General features: G+C 63.5%; 14 protein-coding genes. 3 read left to right on the forward strand and 11 right to left on the reverse strand.

The window, feature by feature from the left end; translation table 11 throughout:
- Positions 1-27: 27 nt before the first annotated feature.
- From AC1DSJ_RS04980 to AC1DSJ_RS05030, 11 genes are all read right to left on the reverse strand, one after another.
- Complete coding sequence (locus AC1DSJ_RS04980) at positions 28-5982, reverse strand: autotransporter domain-containing protein (protein ID WP_441371498.1); 5955 nt, start codon at positions 5980-5982, stop codon at positions 28-30.
- Between the two features lie 55 nt (positions 5983-6037).
- Positions 6038-7741: an AMP-binding protein gene (locus AC1DSJ_RS04985; protein WP_441371499.1), complete on the reverse strand. Its 1704-nt coding sequence runs from the start codon at positions 7739-7741 to the stop codon at positions 6038-6040.
- A gap of 16 nt (positions 7742-7757) precedes the next feature.
- Complete coding sequence (locus tag AC1DSJ_RS04990) at positions 7758-8348, reverse strand: chalcone isomerase family protein (protein ID WP_175171382.1); 591 nt, start codon at positions 8346-8348, stop codon at positions 7758-7760.
- Positions 8312-8857, reverse strand: coding sequence for a DUF4442 domain-containing protein (locus tag AC1DSJ_RS04995; protein WP_441371500.1), 546 nt, complete (start codon positions 8855-8857; stop codon positions 8312-8314). The genes AC1DSJ_RS04990 and AC1DSJ_RS04995 overlap by 37 nt, the downstream gene beginning before the upstream one ends.
- 50 nt (positions 8858-8907) lie before the next feature.
- Positions 8908-10107, reverse strand: a complete 1200-nt coding sequence (locus AC1DSJ_RS05000) for an acetyl-CoA C-acyltransferase (protein WP_054426543.1) — start codon at positions 10105-10107, stop codon at positions 8908-8910.
- A 10-nt stretch (positions 10108-10117) separates the two neighbouring features.
- Entirely contained in the window at positions 10118-12508 is a 2391-nt protein-coding gene (locus AC1DSJ_RS05005; RefSeq protein WP_441371501.1) for a 3-hydroxyacyl-CoA dehydrogenase/enoyl-CoA hydratase family protein, read from the reverse strand.
- Between the two features lie 54 nt (positions 12509-12562).
- Positions 12563-13885: an OmpP1/FadL family transporter gene (locus tag AC1DSJ_RS05010; protein ID WP_054426541.1), complete on the reverse strand. Its 1323-nt coding sequence runs from the start codon at positions 13883-13885 to the stop codon at positions 12563-12565.
- A gap of 142 nt (positions 13886-14027) precedes the next feature.
- The gene (locus AC1DSJ_RS05015; protein ID WP_441371502.1) at positions 14028-15962 is read right to left on the reverse strand and encodes a 3-hydroxyacyl-CoA dehydrogenase NAD-binding domain-containing protein; all 1935 of its coding nucleotides are present in this window, start codon (positions 15960-15962) and stop codon (positions 14028-14030) included.
- A complete protein-coding gene (locus AC1DSJ_RS05020) occupies positions 15959-17254 on the reverse strand; it encodes an acetyl-CoA C-acetyltransferase (RefSeq protein WP_441371503.1) in 1296 nt (431 codons plus the stop codon). The genes AC1DSJ_RS05015 and AC1DSJ_RS05020 overlap by 4 nt, the downstream gene beginning before the upstream one ends.
- A gap of 12 nt (positions 17255-17266) precedes the next feature.
- Entirely contained in the window at positions 17267-19615 is a 2349-nt protein-coding gene (locus AC1DSJ_RS05025; RefSeq protein WP_441371504.1) for an acyl-CoA dehydrogenase, read from the reverse strand.
- A 72-nt stretch (positions 19616-19687) separates the two neighbouring features.
- Entirely contained in the window at positions 19688-20359 is a 672-nt protein-coding gene (locus AC1DSJ_RS05030) for a TetR/AcrR family transcriptional regulator (RefSeq protein ID WP_054426537.1), read from the reverse strand.
- A 349-nt stretch (positions 20360-20708) separates the two neighbouring features.
- On the opposite strand from AC1DSJ_RS05030, the gene AC1DSJ_RS05035 reads away from it, so the two are divergent.
- From AC1DSJ_RS05035 to AC1DSJ_RS05045, 3 genes are all read left to right on the forward strand, one after another.
- Positions 20709-22313: a glucosamine inositolphosphorylceramide transferase family protein gene (locus AC1DSJ_RS05035; protein ID WP_054426745.1), complete on the forward strand. Its 1605-nt coding sequence runs from the start codon at positions 20709-20711 to the stop codon at positions 22311-22313.
- Between the two features lie 562 nt (positions 22314-22875).
- Complete coding sequence (locus AC1DSJ_RS05040; RefSeq protein ID WP_054426536.1) at positions 22876-23625, forward strand: response regulator transcription factor; 750 nt, start codon at positions 22876-22878, stop codon at positions 23623-23625.
- 358 nt (positions 23626-23983) lie between these two features.
- Positions 23984-24637 (forward strand): helix-turn-helix transcriptional regulator, encoded by a 654-nt coding sequence (locus AC1DSJ_RS05045; RefSeq protein ID WP_054426535.1) that lies wholly within the window; start codon positions 23984-23986, stop codon positions 24635-24637.
- Positions 24638-24802: the final 165 nt, after the last annotated feature.

Below are 24802 nucleotides of genomic sequence, written 5' to 3' on the forward strand. Positions count from 1 at the left end.
CCGGAGCCGCCGCTTCGTGTCGCTGGATCAGTAGCGCCAGCGCACGCTGAGCGCGCCCGCGTGCTCACGATTGCCGCCGCCATACTGGCCGCTGTAGTTCAGGCCCAGCGTGGCCGAGCGCGATACAGCGACATCCACGCCCAGTTCGGCCAGTGCCGCGTTGCGAGCGATGGGCGTGCCGGTGACGGTAAAGGCCTGCCCGCCGTCAAACGCCATCGTCGACTGCGGGACGACATCCCCAAAGGCATGGCGCCATCCCAGGGTGGCTTGCAGACGGCCTTCGGCTTGGCCGAGCGTGAAGTCCGTTTGCGCGCGTACGCCCAAGGTGCTGCTGGTCTGTTTGTCGCTGCTGCTTTGGCCGCGCAGTGCAGCCAGGCCGCCCGACTCCGCAAAGGCGCGGCTGCGCAAATCGCTCCAGGCCAGGCCCGCAAAGGGCTCGATGCTGGCGCGTTCCGATAGCGGCATCGCGTAACCCAGTTCCGTGAACAGCTGCGTCGTGCTGGCTCCGTAATCAGCGGTCAGCTCCTGCTGCGTGCCTGCGATGGCGACACGGCGCTCGGTGCCGATGTCGTGCCAGGTGTAGGACGCACCCGCCATCAGGTTCAGCTTGCCTGCGCCAGCCTGGAACGATTTTCCGCCATAGAGCGCGGCGCTGTAGCTGGAGACATCCGCCTTGGATGAGCGGTCATCGACGCGGATCTTGCCGTCGGTGTAGCCCAACGCGCCGCCCAGACGCCAGCCGCCGCCCACGGCATGGTCTGCGCCGACGAAAACGCCACCGGTGTGTTGCTTGACCTGGGCCGCGTTGCCATTGCCTTGCTGGGTCTGCCAGTTGCCCACCAGTTCGGCCCATGCAGGCTGGGCATTGGAAGTGGGCAAGGACGAGGCAAGCAGATCGCCGCCAGCCTGCGCAGTGGGCGCGCCAGGGCGCATTCCAGCGCCCAGATTGGCACGCAGATGCGACAGGGGCAGCGTGCGTGTTGTGGCCCCGGCGTTGACCAGGCCCGACGTTACGCTGGCATGCGCTTCGCCCGACAGACTGTTAAACGCGTCCGGGGGCGTGCCTTCTGGCAGGGTCAGAATGTACTCGTGCAATGCATTGCCGGCTGGCAGGCTGTCCAAAGCGTTGGCCACGGCGCGCTGGTTGGAATTTTGGGCCTTGTCGGCAAACGAGATAGGACGTGTCGGGACGCCCGGGTCGACGGACGCTTGCTTGCGTTCCAGTTGCAGCGTGACATCTTGGGTGCCGTAGCGTAGCTCGGGAGTCACATAGGCATAGTTGGAGCTGACCGAGCTGAATTGCCCCTGCACCGAATCGGCGGTCAGGATGGTGTATTGGCGCGTGGTGCCGAAACCGCCGTCGGGGCCGACGTGCACCACAGATCCCGCCAGGCTGGCCGTGCCGCTGACCGTGACACGCGCGCTGGAGGACGAGTCCGGGTTGGCCGACACCTGAAACAGCGAGCCAGGCATGAACGCCAGGTCACCCGCGACGCGCAGCGCGCCGTTGATGTGGCCTGGGGCAAGTATTGCGCCGCTTTCCAACGTGGTCGTTCCCACCTGCCCCGCGCCTTGCAGCACGGCGCCATTGGCGACGGTGACGGGGCCAGCAAGCACGCTCTGCGCAGCGACGTTCAGCGCGCCCGACTGGACCACGGTGCGTCCGGTATAGGCGCTGCCGTCGCCCGAAAACACCAACGTACCTGCTCCACGCTTGGTCAGGCTGGCGTTGCCCGAAAGGCTGCCGGTCAGTCCGAGCGACGTGGCGGCCGACACGTCGATACTGCTGTCCTGGGTGACGTTGATGGCGCGGCCCGTGACGAAGCTTGCGATAGTGGCCAGGGTGCCGCCGTTCAATTCCAGGCCACCCCCGGCCGCGCCCAGATTTGCATCGGACGATATCGACAAGATGCCCGACCGGATTTCGGTGCCGCCGTTGTAGCGGTTGTCGCCGGCCAGTACCAGCGTGCCATAGTCCGCTTTCACCAATTTGCCCGCGCCGGTCAACGTTGACGCGATGGTGCCGGTTATGCCGGCGCTGTCCGCTGCACCTGTGCCCACGCGGATGATGCTTTCACCGCCCGCGCCTTGCAGCGCGATGGGGGCGCCCTGGATGCGGTAGCCGTTGCTGGCGATCTGCATGCCGGTCACGCCGATTGGGCCGGCAGAGTCATCGACGGTGACCGTGCCTGCGGCGCCTTGGAACACGGCGAAGGTGGGAGCCGGCTGCAAGGGACCGTTGACGGCGCCATTGGCATCCGTCCAGTTGCGGCCGCCGACGCTCCATACGCCAACGCCGCCGTTGACCTGTCCGTTGTCGTGCAGCAAGACATTGCCGCCATCCCAGAAGGCCAGGGTCGCACCGCCCGTCGAGGCCAGATTGACCTGGCCGGGGACTGCGGTCTGGATGGAAAGATCGGCGGAAGCGATGCCGGACGGCGTGGTTCCTATTGTTAGTCCGTTGCCGGTCAACATCCCCTGGTAATCGAACAGCCGGTAAATACCAACGCCAAAGCCGCCCTGGTCCTTGATGTTGAGCGTGCCGTTCAGGGTCAGGTTGCTTCCAACATCGAAAAGGGCGGCTGTCGGCGCTTTGCCTAACGCGACATTGACCTGGCTGGCGCTGTCCAAAGTCAATCCGCCGCTCAGTTTCAGCGTCTGCCCTTGTTCGCCAGCGAGAATACCGCCTTGGATCTGGGTGGGCCCTGCGATCTTGCCTGATCCGGACAACGTGCCACCGAGAATGGTCGCGGAGCTTTCATGCAGACCGTCAACTTGCAGGTTGGCGTGGGTCGCAATGATATCGCCGCCATGTGTGCCGGAAATCCAAAGCGTGCCCTCATTGACCAGCGTCTTGCCGAAAAAGGCAGGATTATCATTGGTCAGTTGCAGACGGCCCGCGCCTGTTTTGACGAAGGTGCCGGCTCCCCACATCAGCCCTGCGTAGGTTGCGCTTGATGCGTCGTCCAGTCGCAATGTGCTGTTCCCGTTGATGAATGAATCGCTTGCATAGCGATTCGCGCTGCTCACCAGCGTGCCCGCAAGCACATCCCAACGCGGGCTGCTGGCTCCATTGAGTGTCAGCGTCCCTATGCCCTGCTTGGTCATCGTGCCCATGCCTGTGATCTGGCCGGCAAAGCTGGCGTCGACGAGTTGATCGAAGCGGACCATGCTGTTGTTCAGCACGTTCCCACGAATTGACGCCGTATTGCCAATCAGCGTGCCGGCCTCCACGCGTGTGTTGCCATAGCTGTTTGTCCCGGCCAGCTCGAGCGTTCCCGCTCCGAGTTTGGTCAGATCTGCAGGGCCGGAAACGTTGCCCCTGAAGACCGTCCAGTCGTAAAGATCTGGGACATCAATGCTGCTTGCTTTGGCCACGATGACGCTGCGGTTGCTTTGGATGCTCTCTGTTGTTCGCAGCGTGCCGCCATTCAATATGATTCCACCGCCTTCGCCCAGATTGGCGTCCAGGTTCACGGACAATACGCCGCCGCGAATTTCCGTGTCGCCGGTGTAGCGGTTGTACGCCGTCAGCACCAGCGTGCCGAAATCCGATTTGACCAGTTTGCTGGCGCCGATCAGCGTCGCGCTGATGGTACCCGTTGTATTTCCACTGTCGGCCAGTCCAGTGCCAACGCGAATAATCGTTTCGCCTCCCTTGCCCTTTAGGGCAATAGGGATACCCTGGATGTGATAGCCATCAGTGGCGATCTGCATGCCAGCCATGCCGAAGTCGTCGTCGAAGCTGTTGCTCCATACGTATCCGGCAGCGCCCTGGAACACCACAAATACGGGGTCTGAAGGCAAGAAACCGTTTACCGTGCCATCGGCGTTGGTCCAGTTTCGGCCACCGAGCCCCCAGCTACCAGAGCCCCCATCGATCACGCCGTTGTCGTGCTTGGACGTATCCCCGCCGTCCCAGTAGACGACATTAGCGTCGTTAGTCGAGGCAAGGTTGACTTGGCCGCCGATTGCCGTCTGGACCGAGAGCTTCCGAGCGTCTAGTCCAAAGGGAACGTTGCCAATCGTCAATCCATTGCCGCTGAGTGTGCCGCCGTAGTTGAACAGGCGGTACACACCGGAGCCAAATCCGCCGGGACTTTCCAGGTTGAGCGTTCCATTCAAGGCCAGGTTGCCTTGGACATCGAAAAGCGTGTTGGCCGCCGTCCCGCCGAGCTGGACGTTGACGCGGCTGGAGGGATCCATGACCAAATCGCCGGCGATTTTCAACGTCTGTCCCTGCACGCCGGATAATTCGCCGCCGATTAGATCGACATTGCCGGAGATCGTGCCGTGCCCCGTTAGCAAGCCGCTTTGTGCGACAGAAACGGGGCCGTTGAACCGACCGTCCACTTGCATGCGGCCCCCCATGACGGCTGCGGACCCGCCTAGCGCGCTGGACACGGTCAAGACGCCGCCATGGACCGACGTTAGCCCTTGGAAGGCCGAGCTATCACCCGTCAACCGGCTATGGCCTGCGTATTGATTCAATTGGTGAGTGCCCGAGCCCAGACTGCTCAGCGATGCTCCGAAATCGAAATTCAGGTCCTCGTGGTTGAAATTCACTGAACCGCGGCCCGCACCGAACACGACGTTGGCAGCCTCGAGTCTGCCTGCGCCCGTAGCGGCGTTGGCTTGCGTGGCGTCCGCGCCGATATTGAGGTTCGCCACGGAGTTTGCCGCACGCGCCAAGGTCACCGTGCCGGCGCCACCGCCCACCGTAAGACTGCCCCTGTTCCTAAGCGTGACGGCGCCCTCGCTGCCTGTCTCTTGCCCGACGACAAGTTCCCCTGTGTTAATCCAACTCGATGTCGGGTCGACGATCATCACAGAACCCGACTTCCCGCTGCGCGTGCCGATGTAGCCGTTGACGCTGGCGAACTTGCCTCCTGCGAGCAGGAGCGTACCCGCTTCCACGTTCGTATCGCCCAGGAAACCCGAGCTGTCGCCGCGCAGGCTCAGCGTCCCCGCCCCAAGCTTGTTCAAGCTGCTTTGCGTGGCGGATGACAAGCGGGTGCCAAAGGCGATGTCATGACCGTTGGTGTTGAACCAAGCGCCTTCAGCACCGACCGCTAGGGAGTCGAAACCGTAGAAATAATTGTGCTGTTGCTCGGTGGCTTCGAGGATGCCACCGTTTAGATTCAGGGAGGCAAGGCCAGATCCCTTCATGAGTTGCCCTGTGGCAAGGACTCCACGTCCGTGCAAGGCGTCGCCGAACAAATTAAGCGTTCCAGCCGCGCTGTTGTTCGAAGCTAGGGAAATACTGTTCGCGTCGACCCTACCGCCTTTTTCCAGGATCAGGGTGCCGGCACCAGATAGGCCTACATGGAGGGTTCCGGACAGTGACCATCTAGAGTTCTCACCGGTGACTGTGGCGATACCAACCTCGTTGCGCGAGGAGCCCAGAGTGCTGGAGGCACTGTTGACGGCGCCGCCATCTTCTATGCGTATGTTGGCGGGCAGGTCTCCACCAATGTATATGCCGCCGCTAAGGAGTTGCGATCCGCTCCCTGACACCCGCAATGCCCCGCTGCTCTGGTAACCCGGCGTGGCTCCTCCGACAAGGACCGATCTGGCGGAAACCGTTCCGCCGTCCTGTACGGTGAGCGATGCCGTCCCCATCACCCCAACTGAAAGAACACCAGCGTTCGCCCAGGTCGAACCTATTCCTGACACGTCTACTGTCGCATTACCGGATGGAAAAGAACCAAGATGTCCACTGTCGCTGGATACCGTAGCGCCATTCGAGATGCGCATGGTGCCGACGCCGTTCATGCCGACGGACAGACCGCCGTCCACGACCCAATTCGTTGCTGTAGGGCTGGGCATTCCCGGCGAGACGTCGCCCGTCACCACAATCGATTGCGCTTGAGCAGGCGCTGCCACATGCAGCGCGGAAAACGCTGCAATCAACGCTGCAGCCAGGGGGTGCAATCGCGGCCCGTTTCCGCGATTGCGAGTCTCTAGATTCTTATTTTTCATTCTTCCCTTTCCGAATTCGCGTGAGTCGAAAAGGGGGGAGTAAATACTATATGTGTTAAGTTGTAAACCGTGCCTCGGCTTTTTCCAGGGCCGCGTCTTGCGCTTCCGGCTTCAACTCCCGACGCAGAATCTTGCCCACGTTGGTGCGCGGCAGATCATCGCGAAACTCCACGTACCGCGGCACCTTGTACCCCGTCAGTTGCGTGCGGCAGTGGGCGATCAGCGTTTCGGCATCCAGCCCCGGGTCTTTGCGGATCACGTACAGCTTTACCGCTTCGCCCGAGCGTTCGTCTGGCACGCCGACGGCCGCCACTTCGCGCACGCCGGGATGCAGCGCGGCGGCGTCTTCGACCTCGTTGGGATACACGTTGAAGCCCGACACCAGAATCATGTCTTTCTTGCGGTCGATCAGGAACACGTAGCCATCCTGGTCCACGTAGCCGATGTCGCCCGTGCGCAGAAAGCCGTCGGGGTACATGACCAGCGCGGTTTCGTCGGGGCGGTTCCAGTAGCCTTGCGTGACCTGTGGCCCGCGCACGCAGATTTCTCCGCTTTCGCCGATGCCTTGTTCTTCGCCGTCATCGTTGCGGATGGAGATCTCGGTAGATGGCACCGGCAGCCCGATCGAGCCCGTGAACACCTTGACGTCCAGCGGGTTGACGGTAACGGCGGGCGAGGTCTCGGTCAGCCCGTAGGCCTGCGCCAGCGACTTGCCGGTGACGGCGCGCCAGCGGTCGGCAACCGCGCGTTGCACCGCCATGCCGCCGCCCATGGTCAAGCGCAGGCGCGAGAAATCCAGCTTGGCGAAATCGGGATGGTTGAGGAGCGCGTTGAACAGCGTGTTCACGCCCGTGAACGCCGAGAACGGCACCTTGCTCATTTCCTTGATCAGGCCGGGAATGTCGCGCGGGTTGATGATCAGCAGGTTGCTGGCGCCGATCTTCATAAAGGTCAGGCAGTTCGCTGTGAGCGCGAAGATGTGATACAGCGGCAGCGCCGTCACGACGCATTCTTCGCCTTCTTTCACCAGTGGTTTGATCCACGCATGCGCCTGGCTCAGGTTGGCCACCAGATTGCCGTGCGACAGCATTGCAGCCTTGGCCACGCCCGTGGTGCCGCCCGTGTATTGCAGGCAGGCCAGGTCGCGCTGGTCCAGCGGCACTTCGGTGAAAGGCGCTTTGCGCCCCTCGCGCAGCGCGTCGCCCAAGCGAATGGCGCGTGGCAGCGACCACGCCGGCACCATGCGCTTGACGCGGCGAATCACGAAGTCCACCAGCCGGCCTTTGACGGGGCCGAGCATTTCACCGATGGACGTTACCAGCACGTGTTCGACTGCCGTCTTCGGCAAGGCCTTTTGCAGCGTGGCGGCGAAGTTGTCGGCGACGACGATGGCGCGCGCGCCGGAATCAGCCAATTGATGTTCAAGCTCGTGCGCGGTGTAGAGCGGGTTGCAATTGACCACGATGCAGCCGGCGCGCAGCGCGCCGAACAGGCAGACGGGGTATTGCAGCAGGTTGGGCATCATGAGCGCGATGCGGTCGCCCTTGCCCAGCCCATTGGCGTGCAACCAGGCGGCGAAGTCGCGGGTCAGCGCGTCCAGCTCGGCGTAGCGGATGGACTTGCCCATGCTGATGTACGCCGTCTTGTCGGCGTAGCGGCGGCAGCTGTCCCGCACAACCGAGACCAGCGTGGTGACGCCGTCCATCGCGATCTCTGCGGGGACGCCAGAGGGATAGCTCTTATGCCAGATTCGTTCCATCGTGGTGAGGTTCCGCCTAGTTGCCCAAGAGGGCTTTCTTCAGGGAGGTCTGTGCCGGCTTGTCGCCCAGCCAGACGCGCAGCAAGGCGCGCGCGAATGCAGGGTTGTCGATGCGGCCCCGTTGCTTGCCGTTGCCGGTGAACGTGACGCCGCGGGCGTCAAAGTCCAGATCGACCACATCGCCCTCTTTGGCGTTGCCGATCTCGGCCATCATTTGCGACAAACGATCCGCAGCCGCCTTCAGCGCGGCCAGTTCCTGCTTGGGCGTATTGTCGCGCAAACCTTCCTGCAGCGCTTCGTTCAGGCTCTGGCTATCGACCTCGCGCAGCAATTGCAGCCGGATGCGGCGGGGCTCGGTGCTGTTGATCACGGTGGCTGCGTCACTGCTTTTAGCGGTGACGTACAAGGCGGCCACGTAGACCTTCACGACGAATTTGGTGCGCACGCCCGCGCCATTCAATACCAGCGCATGGCTGCCGTCGGACAATTGTTCGGGGACGCGTTTGCCGGCAACCTCGATGTCGGCGGCGAACGCGGGGGCGGCCGCCAGGCTGGCGGCAAGGATGAGGCTCAGGGCGGCGGATCGCCCTCCAGAGATGCGTTGCATGTGTCTCCTCCAGTGTTTTTTCGCTTGTAGAACTTCTTGTCTGCGATATAGATCGTGCGTTCCACGACGGCATACACCACGCCGTCCTTGTCCTTCAATTCCACCGAGTACGTGCGGGTGGTTTCATGGTCGCGCGCAAGGATCTCGCGGATGGCCGCGATTTCTCCGGGCGGCAACCGGAAGTCGACATACAACGTCGTGTAGGCGGGCTTGCGGTAGCGGATGGACGCCGCCTTGTCCCACACGATGTGATCCGCGCCCAACGCGGACATCAGCATTGTGGGATGGGCGCCGTCCGTCACCGCAAACAACGACCCGCCGTACATCGACCCAACAATATTGCGCGTGCGCCGCAAGAGCGGCAGCTTGATGCGGATGTGCTGAAAGTCCGGCGACACGTGCAACACCCGGCCGCCGGTGGCGCGAAACGCGGGATGCAGGTTGAAGCCCACCCGCATCAGGCGCGCGCGCCATTCTGGCGACAGGTTCTTGAACCAATAAGGCTTCACGCGGGGTCCGTTTGGGTGAGCATCATGGGGCGGGGATCACGGGGCCGGAATCACAAGGCTTCGAACAAGCCGGCCGCGCCCATGCCCGTGCCAATGCACATGGTGACCAGACCATACTTGCCCCCCGTGCGGCGCAAGCCGTGCGTGATGGTGGCGGTGCGGATGGCGCCGGTGGCGCCCAGCGGGTGGCCCAACGCGATGGCGCCGCCCAGCGGGTTGACCTTGGCGGGGTCCAGCTTCAGCTCCCGGATCACAGCAAGCGATTGCGCGGCGAACGCCTCGTTCAGTTCGATCCAGTCCAGCGCGTCTTGCGTGATGCCCGCGCGTTCCAGGACCTTGGGAATGGCGGCCACCGGGCCGATGCCCATCACTTCGGGCGGCACGCCGGCCACCGCGAAACTGACGAAGCGCGCCAGCGGGCTCAGGTTGAATTCGCGCAGGATGCGGTCGGACACGAGCACGATGGCGGCCGCGCCGTCGGACATCTGCGAGCTGTTGCCGGCGGTGACGCTGCCGCGCGTCGAGAACACGGGGCGCAGGCGGGCCAGCGCTTCGGCGCTGCTGTCCGGGCGCGGGCCTTCGTCCACTTCCACCAGCCGGCGCACGACGCGCACCGCGCCGCTTGCGCCGTCAGGCAGATGTTGCACCACTTCAAACGGCGTGGTCTCGGCGCGGAAATGGCCCGCAGCAATGGCGGCGCAGGCCTTCTGGTGCGAGGCGAGCGCAAAGGCGTCCTGATCTTCGCGCGAGACCTTCCAGCGCTCGGCCACCTTTTCACCGGTCAGGCCCATGCCGAACGCCATGCCAATGTTTTCCTCGTGCGCGAAGATGGCGGGGTTCATCGACACCTTGTTGCCCATGATCTGCGGCATGGCGCTCATGGACTCGGTGCCTGCGCCGATCATGATGTCGGCTTCGCCCGTGCGGATGCGGGCGGCGGCGTCCGCCACCGCTTGCAGGCCCGATGCGCAGAAGCGGTTGACGGTCACGCCCGCCACGCTTTGCGGCAGGCCCGCCAGCAGCAGGCCGATGCGCGCCACGTTCATGCCTTGCTCGGCTTCCGGCATGGCGCAGCCGGCGATGACGTCTTCGATGCGCGCGGTGTCCAGCCCTGGCACTTGCGCCAGCGCGCCGTTCAGCGCGGCGGCCAGCATGTCGTCGGGGCGGGTGGTGATGTAGGCGCCGTTGCGCTTGCCCACCGGCAAGCGCGTGGCGGCGACGATGTAGGCGTCTTGAATCTGCTTCGTCATGATCGTTTCCTCAGTTGCGCAAGGGCTTGCCGGTTTCCAGCGTGTGGCGAATGCGGGCCTGGGTTTCAGGCGTGCGCAAGAGCGCAACGAATTCCTTTCGTTCCACGGCCAGCAGCCATTCCTCGTCCACCTTGGTGCCGGTTTCGATTTCGCCACCGCACAACGCCACGGCGGCGCTGCGGGCCACGCGGTAGTCGTGCGCGCTGATCATGCCGCCTTCGCGCATATTGACCAGCACCATTTCAAAGTTGGCGATGCCGTTGCGGCCTGCGACCGGCACGTTCGACAGGCGCGGGGGCGGCGTGTAACCGGCCTGGGCGGCGGCGCGCGCCTGGCCGATGGCCACAAAGAGCAGCTCGTCGGGATGGAACAGCACGATGTCGTGCTCGCGTGCAAAGCCGGCGTCGATGGCTTCCAGGCCGCTCTTGGCCACCTGCGCCATGGCGATGGTCTGGAACACGGGTTGCAGATAGGGGAAGACTTCGCCGGGGGTTGCGGTTTTGGCCGCCAATGCAGCGGCGCGGCCCGCAAATTCCTTGCTGCCGCCGCCCGCTGGAATCAGGCCGACGCCCGCTTCGACCAAGCCGATATAGCTTTCCAGCGCCAGGACGCGGTGCGAGGCGTGCATCAGGAATTCGCAGCCACCGCCCAGCGCCATGCCCTGCACGGCGGCTACGGTAGGAATCTGCGCGTACTTGAACGACTGGGATGCGCGCTGGAATTTTTCGACCATGGCTTCCAGCATGTCGAACTGGCCGGCGGCGCAGGCTTCGACCACTTGCTGCAAGTTGGCGCCCACGGCAAACGGCGGTTCGTGCCAGATGACCAGGCCATCGAATTCGCGTTCCGCACGGGCCACGGCTTGCAGCACGCCTTCCAGCACTTCGCCGCCCAGCGTGTGGTTCTTCGACGTGACCGACAGAATGGCGATGCCGGCATCCACGTCGGGCAGGTTCCACAGGCGCACGCCTTCGTTTTCCCAGACGGTGACGCCACGGTCGTCGGCGCCTTCGCCAAAGACGCGTTCCGGAAACAGCTGGCGCTGGTAGACCGGCAGCGACGAACGCGGGTGCAGCGTGCCGGTGCGCGCAGAATACGAGCCTTCGGGCGTGTGCACGCCCTGGCGATCGGGCTCCTGAACCCAGGCGGGCAGCGGCGCATCGCTCATGGCGCGGCCTGCTGCGATGTCCTCGGCCACCGCAGCGGCGATGTCTTGCCAGCCCGCAGCCTGCCAGGTTTCGAACGGGCCTTGCGACCAGCCAAAGCCCCAGCGCATGGCCAGGTCCAGGTCGCGGGCGTTATCGGCCACGTGCTCAAGCTGCACGGCGCTGTAGTGGAAGATGTCGCGGAACAGGCTCCACAGGAACTGGGCCTGCGGGTGTTCGCTTGCGCGCAAGGCGGCGAACCGCTTGGCGGGGTTGCGTTCTTTCAGCAGTGCGGCGACTTCGTCAGCCAGCTTGCCGGCGCTGGGCACGTAGTCTTGCGCCTTCAGGTCCAGCACCAGGATGTCGCGGCCTTGCTTGCGGTAGACGCCTGCGCCCGTCTTCTGGCCCAGCGCGCCTTTTTGGATCAGTGCAGACAACCACGCAGGCAGCGCGAAGTGGCGGTGCCACGGGTCGTTCGGCAGATTCTTTTCCATCGTGCCAACCACATGGGCCAGCGTGTCCAGGCCGACCACATCCGCCGTGCGATACGTGGCGCTCTTGGGGCGGCCGATCTTCGGGCCGGTCAGCGCGTCGACTTCGTCAAAGCCCAAACCCAGGCGCGCGGTATGGTGCATGGCGGCCAGAATGGAGAACACGCCGATGCGGTTGGCCACGAAGTTGGGCGTGTCCAGTGCGCGGATCACGCCTTTGCCCAGCGTGGACGTCAGCCAGGTTTCCAACTGATCCAGCACGGCCGGCTGCGTGTGCGACGTGGCGATGATTTCCACCAGCCGCATGTAGCGGGGCGGATTAAAAAAGTGGATGCCGCAGAAGCGGTTGCGCAGGCTTGCCGGCAGCGCGTTGGCCAGCGCGTCGATCGACAGGCCGGACGTGTTCGACGCAATGATGGCGCCGGGCGACACATGCGGGGCGATGCGCTCATACAGCGCCGTCTTCCAGTCCATGCGTTCGGCAATGGCCTCGATGACCAGATCGCAGCCGCGTAGCGCGTCCAGATGGTCGTCGTAATTGGCGGGGGTGATCAGCGCGATGCGGGCGGCGCCCGCCAGCGGCGCGGGTTCCAGCTTTTTCAGGCCGGCCAGCGCCTTGTTGACGATGCCGTTGCGGTCGCCTTCGGCCGCGGCCAGATCGAACAGCGTGACGGGCACGCCGGCATTGGCCAGGTGGGCGGCGATCTGCGCGCCCATGACGCCGGCACCCAGCACGGCAACGTGTTTGACGACGAACTTGCTCAAGGGATTCTCCTGAAAAAGCGGGCGGCGGCGCGTGGCCGGCCGCCCGCGCATAGGCTAGAAGCGGGACGACAGTTGCAGGCCGAGAATGTGGCCGCTGCTGTCATAGGTGCCCGCCACGCGGCCCTTGGTCAGCTGATTGCCGGACGTCGTGTCGATGTCCGTCTTGCGCAGGTACAGATAGGTGTAGCCCAGGTCCAGCGTGGTGCTCTTGGTGGCTTGCCACTGCACGCCCGTCGAGAACCAATAGCGGTCGTTGTCGGGCAGCGAGGTCGGGCGGTCGGCTTCCTTGTGGACGGGTGATTGGTCGTAGGCCAGACCGAACTTCCACTTCCAGTCCGGGGCGAACTTGTAGTTCGCGCCCACTGCCACGCGCCACGTGTCGCGGAAGTTCAGCGGCAGGTCGTCATCGCGCGCGCCTGCGCCGGAGTTGCGGATCTTCAGGTCGGGAATGCTGCTCCAGCCCGTCCACGATACGTCGCCCAGCAGTTCCCAGCGTTCGTTCAGCTGGTGCGCGGCACTGAGAATCAGCGTGTCGGGCAGGTCCACCGAGGCCTTGGCGTCAAACGACACCGACTGCTTGGTGGGGCCGATGCTGGTGATCTCGGTGTCGCCCTTGGCGGTGTGCTTGATCTTCGAGCGGTACGACAGGCCGATGCGCGTGTCTTCCGTGGGTTGCAGCATGAAGCCGACGTTCCAGCCCCAGGCGTCGCCCTTCAGATTCAAGTCGGCGTCGCCGTTGGTGGCGACCGGCAGGCCGGCAATCGGCACCACCGTTTTCTTCTTGTAGTTGGCGTCGATGTGCTGCCAGTTCACGCCGAAGCCCATCGAGAACTTTTCGTTGACCTTGTAGGCGATCGACGGGTTGACGTTGATCGTCTTGATCTCGAATTTGTTGGAATGGTATTGGCCGACCCAGCCATCGTCGTATTCGGTCATCAGGCCGAAGGGAGCGCCCACGCCCAGGCCCAGATACCACTGTTCGTTCAACTGCCAGGAGGCGTACAGGTTCGGAACCACGCCCAGGTTGCCCGCGTCACCGCCATTGCCGCCCGTGGGAACCGAGCCGTTCAGGCCCGAGCCGGGCAGGCCGGGCACGCTGGGGTTGCGGCTGTCGCCGTTGTCCTTGAACTTGAAGGACGGTTTGATCAGGTTGACCCCGCCCGAAAAGTTCACGCCGGGCAAGTACGTCATGCCTGCCGGGTTGTAGTAGATGATGCTGGCGTTTTCCGGATTTGCCGCCGAGCCTGCATAAGCGTTGCCCAGTCCACTGGCGTTCTGCTCTAAAAGCTGAAAGCCGGCAGCGTAGGACGTTGCGGATGCGCCCAGGCCGACCACTAGGGCCGACAAGGTGCTCAGGGACAATGAACGTCTGCGCATGGTACTGCCTCCTCGAGTTGGATGATGTCTCTATTCCACTGCCGGTCTGCATGCTGGCCGGTCTAATCGGCGTGAGCCGTTTTGCTGCGGGTTTTTGCCGCGGATTCTGCCGTGGGCTTTTGCCGCGGGTTTTGCCGTGGTACTACGCATTGCTGCCTTGGTAATGCAAGGGGCCGCCCGTGAATGGCGCGAACCCTGTTCCGAAAATCACACCGGCGTCGGCCAGATCGGCATCGGCGACGACGCCGGCTTGCACGCGCTGACGGGTGGCGTCCACCAGGGGCTGAATCAGGCGCTCCGCCAAACCTGCGGGCGCGGCGGCGGGGCTGGCTCCGCCTTGCTTGACCGGCTTGCCGTCGCGCCATGTGTAGAAGCCCTTGCCGCTTTTTTTGCCGAGATCGCCGCGCGCCAGCCGTTCGGCCAGGCATCGCGGAGGTTCGGCGCCGCCGGCCAGTTCTTCGCCTGCGGCGCGCGCGATGTCCAGGCCCACCGTGTCGGCCAATTCCAATGGCCCCATCGGCATGCCAAAGGCCACCATGGCGGCGTCGATGGTTTCGGGCGCGATGCCTTCATCCACGCTGCGCATGGCTTGCAGCATGTAGGGCGCCAGCACCGCGTTGACCAGAAAGCCGGGCGCGCTCTTGACGGGCAGCGCAAGCTTGTCGATCTGGCCGACGAACGCGCAGGCACGTGCCGTGGCGTCGCCGGCATCGCCCTCGGCATGCACGACTTCCACCAACGGCATCTTCGCCACCGGGTTGAAGAAATGAATGCCGACCAGACGCTCGGGGCGGGTGAGTCCCGTGCGCAGCGTTTCGAGTGACAGGCTGGACGTGTTGGTGGCCAGCAGCGCGCCGGCCTTCATGCGCGGTTCCAGCGAGGCGTACAGCGCGCGCTTGGCTTCGGGCTGTTCGCTGATGGCTTCGATGATGATGTCGGCCAGCGGCACGCCGCCGCCAGCAGGGTCGGGGATCAGCCGGTCAAACGCGGCGCGCGCCAGACGCGGGTCTTTCAACCGGCGCGCATACAGCGTGGCCGCGCGCTTGATGGCGGGCGCAATGCGCGCCATGTCCTGGTCTTGCAACGTGACGGTCATGCCCTTGAGCGCGCACCACGCAGCGATGTCGCCGCCCATCACGCCCGCGCCCACCACATGCACGTGCCGTGCAGGCGTCACGCCCGGTTGTTTGCCGTTCGCCTTCAGGCGTTCTTGGAGGCGGAACACGCGCAGCAGATTGCGGGCGGTGTCGGACGAGATGATGCCGTCGATAAGTTCCGGTGCTTGCAGCGCATTGCCGCCATGCTTTTCCCACAGCGTCACGATGGCGGGCGCGGCGGGGTAGTGGCCCAAGGGGTCCTTGGCGGCAATCTGCTTGCGGGCGCGGTTGGCGACGAGCAATTTCAACGGCCAGAGATTGGCCAGCGCACCGAAGCTGCGTGCGCGGCGCGGCGGCTTTTTTGACAGCACCGTCTGGCGGGCGGCCGCGAGCAGCAAACGCGGCGGCACGCGCGCATCGGCCAAGCCCAATGCGGCCGCGCGGCGCGCATCCGCACCGCGGCCGGTCAGCATCATGTCCAGCGCGGCGGGCGCGCCAATCACCTGCGGCAGCCGCAGCATGCCGCCCCAGCCGGGGAAGATGCCCAGCATCACTTCGGGCAACGCGAGGGAAGTGCCGGGTTGGTCCGCCACCAGCCGGTAGCGGCAGGCCAGCGCCAGTTCCAGTCCGCCGCCTAGGCAGTGGCCCTGGATCAGCGCCAGCGTGGGGTAGCGCACGGCGGCCAGCCGCTTGAACAGATTCCAGCCGCGAGCCACCAGCGCGCGCGCTTGTTCGGGGGTATCCAGGCTGGCGAATTCGTTGACGTCGGCGCCCACGATGAAGCCCGTGGACTTGCCGGATTGAATGATCAGGCCCGGGGGCGGCGCGGCGTCCAGCGCGTCCAGCACGATGCCAAGCTCGGTCATGGTGTCGGCCGACAGCGCGTTGACGGCGCTGCCCGCGCGGTCAAACGTCAGCCAGGCCAGGCCGTCAGGGTCGCGGTCCAGGCGCCAGTGGGAAAGCGTGTCCAGTGTCGTCATGGGCGGTCCTCGTCCAGGGTTTCAACCAGCATCGCACCGCCTTGTCCGCCGCCGATGCAGATGGCGGCCATGCCGCGCTTGGCGCCTCGGCGCTTCAGGGCGTCAAGCAAGTGCAGCACGATGCGGGCGCCGGAGGCGCCCACGGGGTGCCCGATCGCAATGGCGCCGCCGTCCACGTTGAGTTTGTCGGGGTCGAGTGGCCCCCATGCTGGCGTACCGAAGTGTTCTTGGCAATAGGCGTCGTCTTGCCATGCTGCCAGGCAGCCTAGCACTTGGGCGGCGAACGCCTCGTTGATTTCCCACAAGTCCAGGTCGTTCAAGCCCAGGCCGTGGCGTTGCAGGATGGGCGTGGCGGCATGCACCGGGCCCAGCCCCATCTGCGCCGGGTCCAGGCCGGCCCACTGGCTGTCGACAATGCGGCCGATGGGGCGCAGGTTCCATTTGGCGACGGCTTCTTCGGAGGCCAGCACGAGCATGGCTGCGCCGTCGGTCACTTGCGAGCTGTTGCCGGCGGTGATGTTGCCCCAGGGCTTGTCGAACACGGGCTTGAGCTTGGCCAATTTTTCTGGCGTTGAATCTTCGCGCACGCCGTCATCGTCGGGGTAGAGCTTGCCTTGTGTGTCGATCAGCGGGGTAATTTCGGTCATGGCGCCGGCGGCGCGGGCGGTCAGCGCACGGCGGTGGCTGCTGGCCGCGTAGGCGTCCATGGCGGCGCGGTCGATGCCGAAGCGGGTCGCGACGTTCTCGGCGGTCTGCCCCATCGACAGGCCTACGACGGGGTCCGTCAAGCCTTTGAGCAGACCGATGACGGGCGCCAGATTTTTCAACCTGAAGCCGCGCAGCGCCGCCAATTTTGCGCCCATGCCGCGCGCCGCGTACCAGCCCGCGAGCCAGCGCACCATGTCGTCTGAGAACAACAGCGGCGCACGCGACAGCGCGTCGGTGCCGCCGGCCAGCACCAATTGCGAGCGGCCGGACTGGATGTTGGCGATGCCGGAGTCCAATGCCTGCATGCCGGACGCGCAGTTGCGCATCACCGTCCAGCCGGGCACTTTGTTGCCGCAACCCAGGCGCAGCGCGATCACACGGCCGATGTTGACTTCATCGGGCGAGGGGGCCGCGCAGCCGATGATGACCTCGTCCAGGTCGGTGGGCGCATAGGGCTGGCGCAGCAGCAGGCCGCGGCCCGCCTGCACCGCCAGGTCGCCGGCGGAAAAGGGCCCTGGCCCGGTGCGGGCTTTCAGGAATGGAGTGCGGGCGCCGTCAACGACGTAAACCGGTTTGAATGCCATCCGTACCCTCCCTTAAGCGACCTTGCGTTCGGCCGCAGGCTTGATTGCGTCCGATGCGCCAAGATCAAAGGGGAAATCATCCACTTTCACGACGGCATCGCGCAAGCGGTTGCGGCGTTTTACAACCGTATATTCTTCCGCCGTGATGCCGCCCATGGCGAACGCGGCATCGGCAATATCGCGCACGTTGGCTTGGGGGTTGCCTTCCAGCGCGCCTCGCTTTTCCAGTTCGCGGATCTTGGCTTCGATGGGTTCGGCGTCCAGCGTTGCGGCCAGCGCCTGTTCGATCGCGCCCACGGGTTCGTCTTCGGTGGCGGGCAAATGGCAGCCGGCGGTCAGGCGGTCTCGCGTGTCGCAGGGGTGGATCAAGAGCCGCGCCACATCCTGGCCCAACTGGTCAGAAGGCAGCATCTGTATACGGCCCCACGGGAAGATGATGCGGGCAAGGCCCCAGGCCACGAATCGGTTGGGATAGTTTTCCAGCACGCCATTAATGGCTTCCTGCAACTTGTACAGCGCGTCTTGAATGGACCAGTGCGCAAGCGGCGCATCGGCAGCTTGGCGGCCTTCATCTTCATAGCGCTTGAGCGTGGCGCTCACCAGGTACATCTGCGACAGCACGTCGCCTAAGCGCGCCGACAGCCGCTCGCGACGCTTCAGGCTGCCGCCCAGCACCAGCATCGACGTATCGGCCAGCAGCGCGAACGCGGCGGAATAGCGGCTAAGCAGTTGGTAGTAGCGCTTCATGTCGGGTGCGACATCGGCGTTCACGGTGACGAACCGCGCGCCGGTCAGTGCGGTGCCCAACGCGCGCAGCTTGTTGCGCACGACAAAGCCCACGTGGCCCCAGAAGGCGATGTCGAAATCGGTCAGGCCTTGCTTGCGATCCGGCGATTGCGCGGCGCGCATTTCCGCCAGCACGTACGGATGGCAGCGGATGGCGCCCTGGCCAAAGATGATCAGGCTGCGCGTCAGGATGTTTGCGCCTTCGACCGTGATGCCGATGGGAATCTGCTGATACGCGCGGCCCAGGAAGTTGTTGGGGCCCAGGCAGATGCCCTTGCCGCCAATCACGTCCATGCCGTCATTGACGACTTGGCGCGCGCGTTCGGTGACGTGATATTTGACGATGGCCGATACCACCGAAGGCTTCTCGCCCAGGTCCACCGCGCCCGCCGTCATGCTGCGCGCGGCGTCCATCATGTAGGTGTTGCCGCCGATGCGGGCCAGCGCTTCTTCCACGCCTTCGAACTTGCCAACCGGCATGCGGAACTGGCTGCGCACGCGGGCGTAGCCGCCCACGGCGCGCGCCGTCAGCTTGGACATGCCGGTGTTGGAAGAGGGCAGCGAAATCGAGCGGCCGGCGGCCAGGCATTCCATCAGCATGCGCCAGCCTTGGCCGGCCATGGCGGGGCCGCCGATGATGAAGTCCAGCGGCATGAAGACGTCATCGCCGCGGGTCGGCCCGTTCATGAACATGGCGTTCAGCGGGAAGTGGCGGCGGCCGGTGTCCACGCCAGGGTGGTCGTGCGGCACCAGCGCGCACGTGATGCCCAGGTCTTTCTTGCCGCCCAACAGGCCGTCGGGGTCGTACAGGCGAAACGCCAGCCCCAGCAACGTGCAGACGGGCGCCAGCGTGATGTAGCGCTTGTCCCAGGTGACGCGCATGCCGAGCACTTCGCGGCCTTGCCATTCGCCTTTGCAAATAATGCCGCTGTCGGGAATGGCGGCGGCGTCCGACCCGGCCCAGGGGCTGGTCAGCGCGAAGGCGGGTACGTCTTCACCGCGCGCCAGACGCGGCAGGTAGTGGTTCTTTTGTTCTTCGGTGCCGTAGTGCAGCAGCAGCTCGGCCGGGCCGAGCGAGTTGGGCACCATCACCGAGACGGCCAGCGCGGACGAGCGCGTGGACAACTTGGTCACGATTTCGGAGTGGGCATAGGCCGAGAACGCCAGGCCGCCGTATTCCTTGGGGATGATCATGCCCAGAAAGCCCTGGGTCTTCAGATAGTTCCAGACGTCGGCCGGCAGATCGTAGCGTTCCTGCGTGACGCTCCAGTCGTTGACCATGCGGCAGGCCTCTTCGGCCTGATTGTCCAGAAAGTGCTGTTCTTCGGCAGTCAGCTGCGGACGTGGATAGGCCAGCAGGCGGCTCCAGTCGGGCCGGCCGCGGAACAGTTCCCCTTCCCACCACACGGTGCCGGCTTCCAGCGCATCGCGCTCGGTGTCGGACATCTGCGGCAGCACCTTGCGGTACAGATTGAAGATCGGCGCCGACAGCAGTGCGCGGCGCACGGGCCGCACGGCCAACACGATGACGGCAAGGAGCGCGATGACGACCAGCGCGAGGATGACTGCGTTCATTTCTTTGTCTCCGTAGGGGTTCTGTCTTGTTCTGTCTTTGCCGCTGTCCTTGCCGCCGCCCGGGCGGCGTGGCTAGGTGCCCGCCACCGGCGGCAACGGCGCGCGCAGGCCGCCCAGCAGGAAGCTCATCAGGCGCGGCAGCAGCAGTTCGGGGTTGTTGGGCTGTTCGGATTCATCAACCGTCATTCCCGTTACGGAGCGCAGCAGGTCGGTGCCGATGATGGCGTAGGACGTCGCGCCCAACATGAATTGAAAGCGCCACATGATTTCCGCCTTGGGCACATCGGGCAGCGCGGCAAAGAGGGCGTTGCGGTAGCGCTCGAGCACATCCGCGTATTCCTCGGCGAATAGCGCGCGGATGAAGTCAGACGGGTCGGTCATGGTGCGTTCCAGCAGGGGCAGGAACGTGCTGCCTGCCTGGGCTGGATCGGCGGCCAGGCGCAAGAGGGTGCCGAAGAAGGCGTCGACGATTTGCGACGGCTTCAAGGGCTTGCCGCCGGATTGCGCCTCAAGTTCGTCCAACAGGCGCAGGCGCTCGTGATTCAGGACTTCCAGGCGGCGTTTGAGCACCGCCTGCACGAGTGACTCCTTCGAGCCGAAGTGGTAGTTCACCGAAGCCAGGTTGACGCCTGCCGCGCCGGTGATTTGACGCATCGACGTGCCGTCATGACCTTGTTGCGCAAACAGGGCTTCGGCCGTGTCGAGGATGGTTTCGCGAGTGTTGGGTGTTCTGATTTCTTGCATATGGTTGAATTCAAACGTTCGTTTAAAAATCATTATGCGTGAGGGATGAAGGAGACGCGAGCCTCGGCTATCCCCAATAGGGTTTACCCCTAACGTTCCTGCGTGGTTCCACGATGTGCACCCTTCAGGTACTGACGCACCGGGACAGTTAGCTCAGATGGATGAGGCGGCTCGCGCGGTCGGACGAGCCGGACGTCGGTCACAGGGGGGTAGGTGAATCGTTTGTCCTCGGACGGCCGCCCTAGGATGAATGTGGTCTGGAAGGCAGGGCGAAAACGCATCAGTATCAGCGCGAAGACCTATGCGTAGCCCCGGCGAACCGCACGCCCTGACACAGGAGCAGGACAAAATGAAGACCTACCGAGTGGGACTGCTGGTTGACGGGTATGAGCAACCCGGCTGGATGCATGAGATGGTTGACTGGCTGATCCATAGTCAGGACTTCGTCATGTCCGCGGTGCTGGTGATGACGGCGGCGGGCGTCACCAAAGGGCCAAGGCTGGGGATGAGGGCGTTGTTTGGCACCTTGTCGCGCCTTGAGGCCCGCATGCTGCCACTCAAGCAGCGGCAGATGCTGGCGGACTGCCGTGATCTGCGCCAGAGCCTGCCGGCCAGTACGCCGGTGTTGCCGCTTGAACCGGGCGAGCCCGATGCGGGGGCGCAAGAGGCGGTGGAGGCGTTGGGGTTGGACCTGGTGATCACCTTGGGCGCGTCGCTGGCCACACGCGCGCAAATGACGGGGTGGGCGCGTTTGGGGGTCTGGCAGCTGAGTTATTCCGACATTGCCGTGTCGACCAGCCGCTACGCCGGATTTTGGGAGGTCTATCAGCGCGAGGATCACACCACGGTGAAACTCTGGCGCGTCGGGCCGGAAGCCGATCAGGACGAACTGCTGGACCAGCGCAGTTTCAACACGGAAGTGTTCTGGCTGAAAAATCAGGCCCGCGCATTCAGCCTGGGAAATTTCATGGTCTACGACGCGTTGCAGGCGCTGGCGCGAGCCAGGCAAGCCGTTGCCACGCCTGAGATGCAGATCATGAGCGGGCCTCGGCGGGGCGACCCGGCGGAGTGGGACAGCGCTTCGTATATTGCGCGGCAAGCCTGGTTAATTTCGGATTTGATTGTGCGGCGCATCATGAAACGCAATGTGCGATGGCGGATTGGTATGTTCCCGTCATCCCGCCAACAGGCGGTGGTATCCGAAGCCATGGTGCTGCAACCTCCAAAAGGCAGATTCTTCGCTGATCCGTTTGTTTATACCCACGATAAAAAACCTTATATATTTTTTGAAGATTACGACTTCACTTCCCGCAAGGGCACAATTTCCGTTGCGACATACTCTGACGGGGCTTTCCGGCTGTTGGGCACGGCGCTGAACCTGCCCTATCATTTATCTTTTCCGTATATTTTTGAGCACGAAGGCGTCACGTACATGGTGCCGGAGACGTGCGGAAATCGCAGTATAGAGCTGTGGAAGTGCACTGAATTTCCGCTTAAATGGGAATTAGATGTCACGTTAATGACCAATATATCCGCCGTGGATACCATTATTTTTAAACACGGCGAATACTGGTGGTTATTAACGAATATTGATCGAACAGATGGCCAAAGCCATTGCGACGAGCTTTTCGCATTTTTCTCGGATTCGCCGCGCTCGACCGAGTGGACGCCTCACGCCTGCAACCCCATCGTTCGCAACCCCATGCGGGCCCGCAACGCGGGAATCGTTGTCTCGCCTAGCGGAGAGGTGATCCGCTGCGCCCAGTACCAGGGCTTTTGCCACTACGGAAAGGGCGTGTCGCTCAACCGCATCGAAGAGCTCACGCCGTCCACTTACGTTGAAACAGACGGCGAAATCCACTACGCAAGCTTCCTGAGGAAGCGCCATGCTTCAATGCACCATTGGCACCATCAGGGGGGTCATACGGTATTTGACTTCGCCTATATGGAGTAAATGGAAGGTCCGGCACAAAAATAAAAATGTTACCTATATTTCGATTGCGCATCCCCGGCACGGGCAGGTTGTGTCGGCGGAAACATATCGACAGTCTTTTCGTCGAAAAAGCCTCTTTCTTGCCGCGCCCGGCATGTGCCGGGTCGCGGCTTTTTTTCGGCAGGTAACGGGGTCAAAACCCCGTTGATGTTGGCGCTGGGGGCAGGTCCTCATAGAGGGAATCCCCAGGGCACAAGGCGACAGCTAGTAAAAACCCTAGCGGTTAAAAGGTTGAGGACGTCATCTCATCCCTATTTAGGATGGTGATTAAGGCTAACGAATGATTTCTGTTTTTATCGGATTATATCGCCCTGAAACGTCTTGATTTTGAAGGTTTCGAACCATAAGATGGGTTCATGCCATCCGTTATGTTGGCTACCAAAGTTGCCCAGCCCAAATGTCCCGGTCCAGCTTCATTAGATATTCCGGGATATTGCGGACCACCCCCGTGGGGCTGGAAAAAAAATAGTCTTCAGCACAGCGAAGATCCCTTCTAGGCCCGTCGAAAAACCGGGAGGACACCATGGCCAAGATGGTCCTGATTGAAGCCCATCCGCTACTGCGGTTGGGGTTGTGGCAGATACTTAGCAAGTTGGATGATGTGTGGGAAATCGAGGGGATGGGCCTGGCAGATTTGTCCAAGGCCGATGGCGCGCACGCGGGCGCCGATCTCCTGATCTATGGGTTGCCGGTAGATACCGATGAAGCATGGAGCGCGCTGCACGAAATTCAGCGCGTGCTCACGCCGAAGCGGATTCTGCTTCTGACGGATGTGATGCCCCTGCCCATGCCGGTGCAGGGCCTGCCTGGCGCAAGCGTGTATGGCTGCCTGATGAAGACCGCCTCGGTCGAGATTCTTGAAGCTGCGATACGCCTGGTGATGGCGGGTGGACAGTGCTTTCCCAGCGAGCAGGCGATGCAAGCGCCCGCAGCTGCGGTCTGCGCCTTGCCGTCCCGTGATGCCGATGACGTGTCCAGCAAGGGCACGATGCCGGTCAGTGCGGGTGCGCAATTGCTGCAGATCACGCCCCGTCAATATGAAGTGTTGGTGTTGCTGGCCCGAGGCTATCCGATCAAGACGGTCAGCCGCATGCTCAACATCTCGGTTGCAACCGCCAAGACGCACGCGTGCACGCTTTACCAGCGCCTGCATGTCAAGAACAAGGGCGAAGCCGTGTATGCAGCGCTGCAACGCGGCGCAACCTTGGAGTGGCATGAACCCAATAACAGGGATTCGGACGCCGGGCAGCTCTATGGGCGCAAGCTTGGGTAGTTAACAGGCCGCGCCGCCTGCCCGGCAGCCCAGGAACAGGTTCTGTTCTGTTGCTGCCGGGTTCGCCCCACCATCCCGCCTAATACATACATCGCAGTTCGCAGCGCCTTTGCTGGCGCACCTTTCAACCACCATTCATCCTCCTGAACGAGATTCAGCGAACGTAGCCGCTGATAGCATGGGTTGTGTCCGCAAGCATGGGTTGAGAGCGCGAATCACAACGCCTCGCCATCACGATCCAATAGCGCGGACGAGATTCCCAAGGGGTCGTCGCCGCACAAGAACCTGCCATTGCAGCGTGATGCGCCAACACCGTGGGAACCGTGTATGGGCCATGTGTCACAAGGTTCTTCCCGGGATGACAACCGTACTGATCGAAGACTACGCTCTGCTTCGCGTCGCAATCCAGCATGTCCTGGAACGTGTACGGAACGCCGACGACATCCTGGCCATCTCGCCAGCTCACCTGCTCAACATGTCCAGTTCGATCAACCGCCCAGTGGAATTACTGGTCGTTGGTTGTAGTGGCGTGGCCGAGCAGGATATTGGGCTTATCTCGCAGGCGATGGCTTTTTTCATGCCCCGGCTGGTGCTGGTGCTGTACTCGATACTGGACCCCGCCGTGATGGGAACATGCGCGCGGGCGGGCGTGGCGGGCTATCTGCCTAAAGCGTCCAACCCGGACGCGCTGGCGGCGGCCGTGAGCCTGGTGATGGCGGGCGGTGAATGCTATCCGCAGCCTGCCGGCCGGCCCCAAGGCGCAACGCATGCGCCCACGCAAGAACTGCGGGAGCTGACGCAACGGCAAGAAGAAATCCTGCAACTGCTGGTGCAGGGAAAGACAATGCGCGAGATCGGCCAGCAGGTCGGCATTTCGGTGGCGACGGTAAAGAGTCATGCGCGCACGCTGTACTGGAAGCTCAATGCGCGGAACCAGGCTGAGGCGGCTTATATCGCTGTGCAGATGGGGTTGGTGCGCAGCGGCAACAATGTGCCGCCCGGAAAGGAATGATCCGTAAGAGAAATGAAGCGCGCCACGACGTTCGCAAGAACGAAGTGGCCACGCGCGCGCGCGTCAGGCATCGTTCGGGTGTCGTTCGAATGGTGGGGTGATGGTGCAGCGATGGCGCAGTGATGGGTTACGCGCGATAAGGGCCTGAGTTTTCGCTGCCCAATG

It is taken from the genome of Achromobacter sp. 01N37 (assembly GCF_056399725.1).

Excerpts from the sequence above, each read along its gene's own strand:
- AC1DSJ_RS04980 (WP_441371498.1), bottom strand. The coding sequence starts at position 5,982 with ATGAAAAATAAGAATCTAGAGACTCGCAATCGCGGAAACGGGCCGCGA.
- AC1DSJ_RS04985 (WP_441371499.1), bottom strand. The coding sequence starts at position 7,741 with ATGGAACGAATCTGGCATAAGAGCTATCCCTCTGGCGTCCCCGCAGAG.
- AC1DSJ_RS04990 (WP_175171382.1), bottom strand. The coding sequence starts at position 8,348 with ATGCAACGCATCTCTGGAGGGCGATCCGCCGCCCTGAGCCTCATCCTT.
- AC1DSJ_RS05000 (WP_054426543.1), bottom strand. The coding sequence starts at position 10,107 with ATGACGAAGCAGATTCAAGACGCCTACATCGTCGCCGCCACGCGCTTG.
- AC1DSJ_RS05010 (WP_054426541.1), bottom strand. The coding sequence starts at position 13,885 with ATGCGCAGACGTTCATTGTCCCTGAGCACCTTGTCGGCCCTAGTGGTC.
- AC1DSJ_RS05015 (WP_441371502.1), bottom strand. The coding sequence starts at position 15,962 with ATGACGACACTGGACACGCTTTCCCACTGGCGCCTGGACCGCGACCCT.
- AC1DSJ_RS05020 (WP_441371503.1), bottom strand. The coding sequence starts at position 17,254 with ATGGCATTCAAACCGGTTTACGTCGTTGACGGCGCCCGCACTCCATTC.
- AC1DSJ_RS05025 (WP_441371504.1), bottom strand. The coding sequence starts at position 19,615 with ATGAACGCAGTCATCCTCGCGCTGGTCGTCATCGCGCTCCTTGCCGTC.
- AC1DSJ_RS05030 (WP_054426537.1), bottom strand. The coding sequence starts at position 20,359 with ATGCAAGAAATCAGAACACCCAACACTCGCGAAACCATCCTCGACACG.
- AC1DSJ_RS05035 (WP_054426745.1), top strand. The coding sequence starts at position 20,709 with ATGAAGACCTACCGAGTGGGACTGCTGGTTGACGGGTATGAGCAACCC.
- AC1DSJ_RS05040 (WP_054426536.1), top strand. The coding sequence starts at position 22,876 with ATGGCCAAGATGGTCCTGATTGAAGCCCATCCGCTACTGCGGTTGGGG.
- AC1DSJ_RS05045 (WP_054426535.1), top strand. The coding sequence starts at position 23,984 with ATGACAACCGTACTGATCGAAGACTACGCTCTGCTTCGCGTCGCAATC.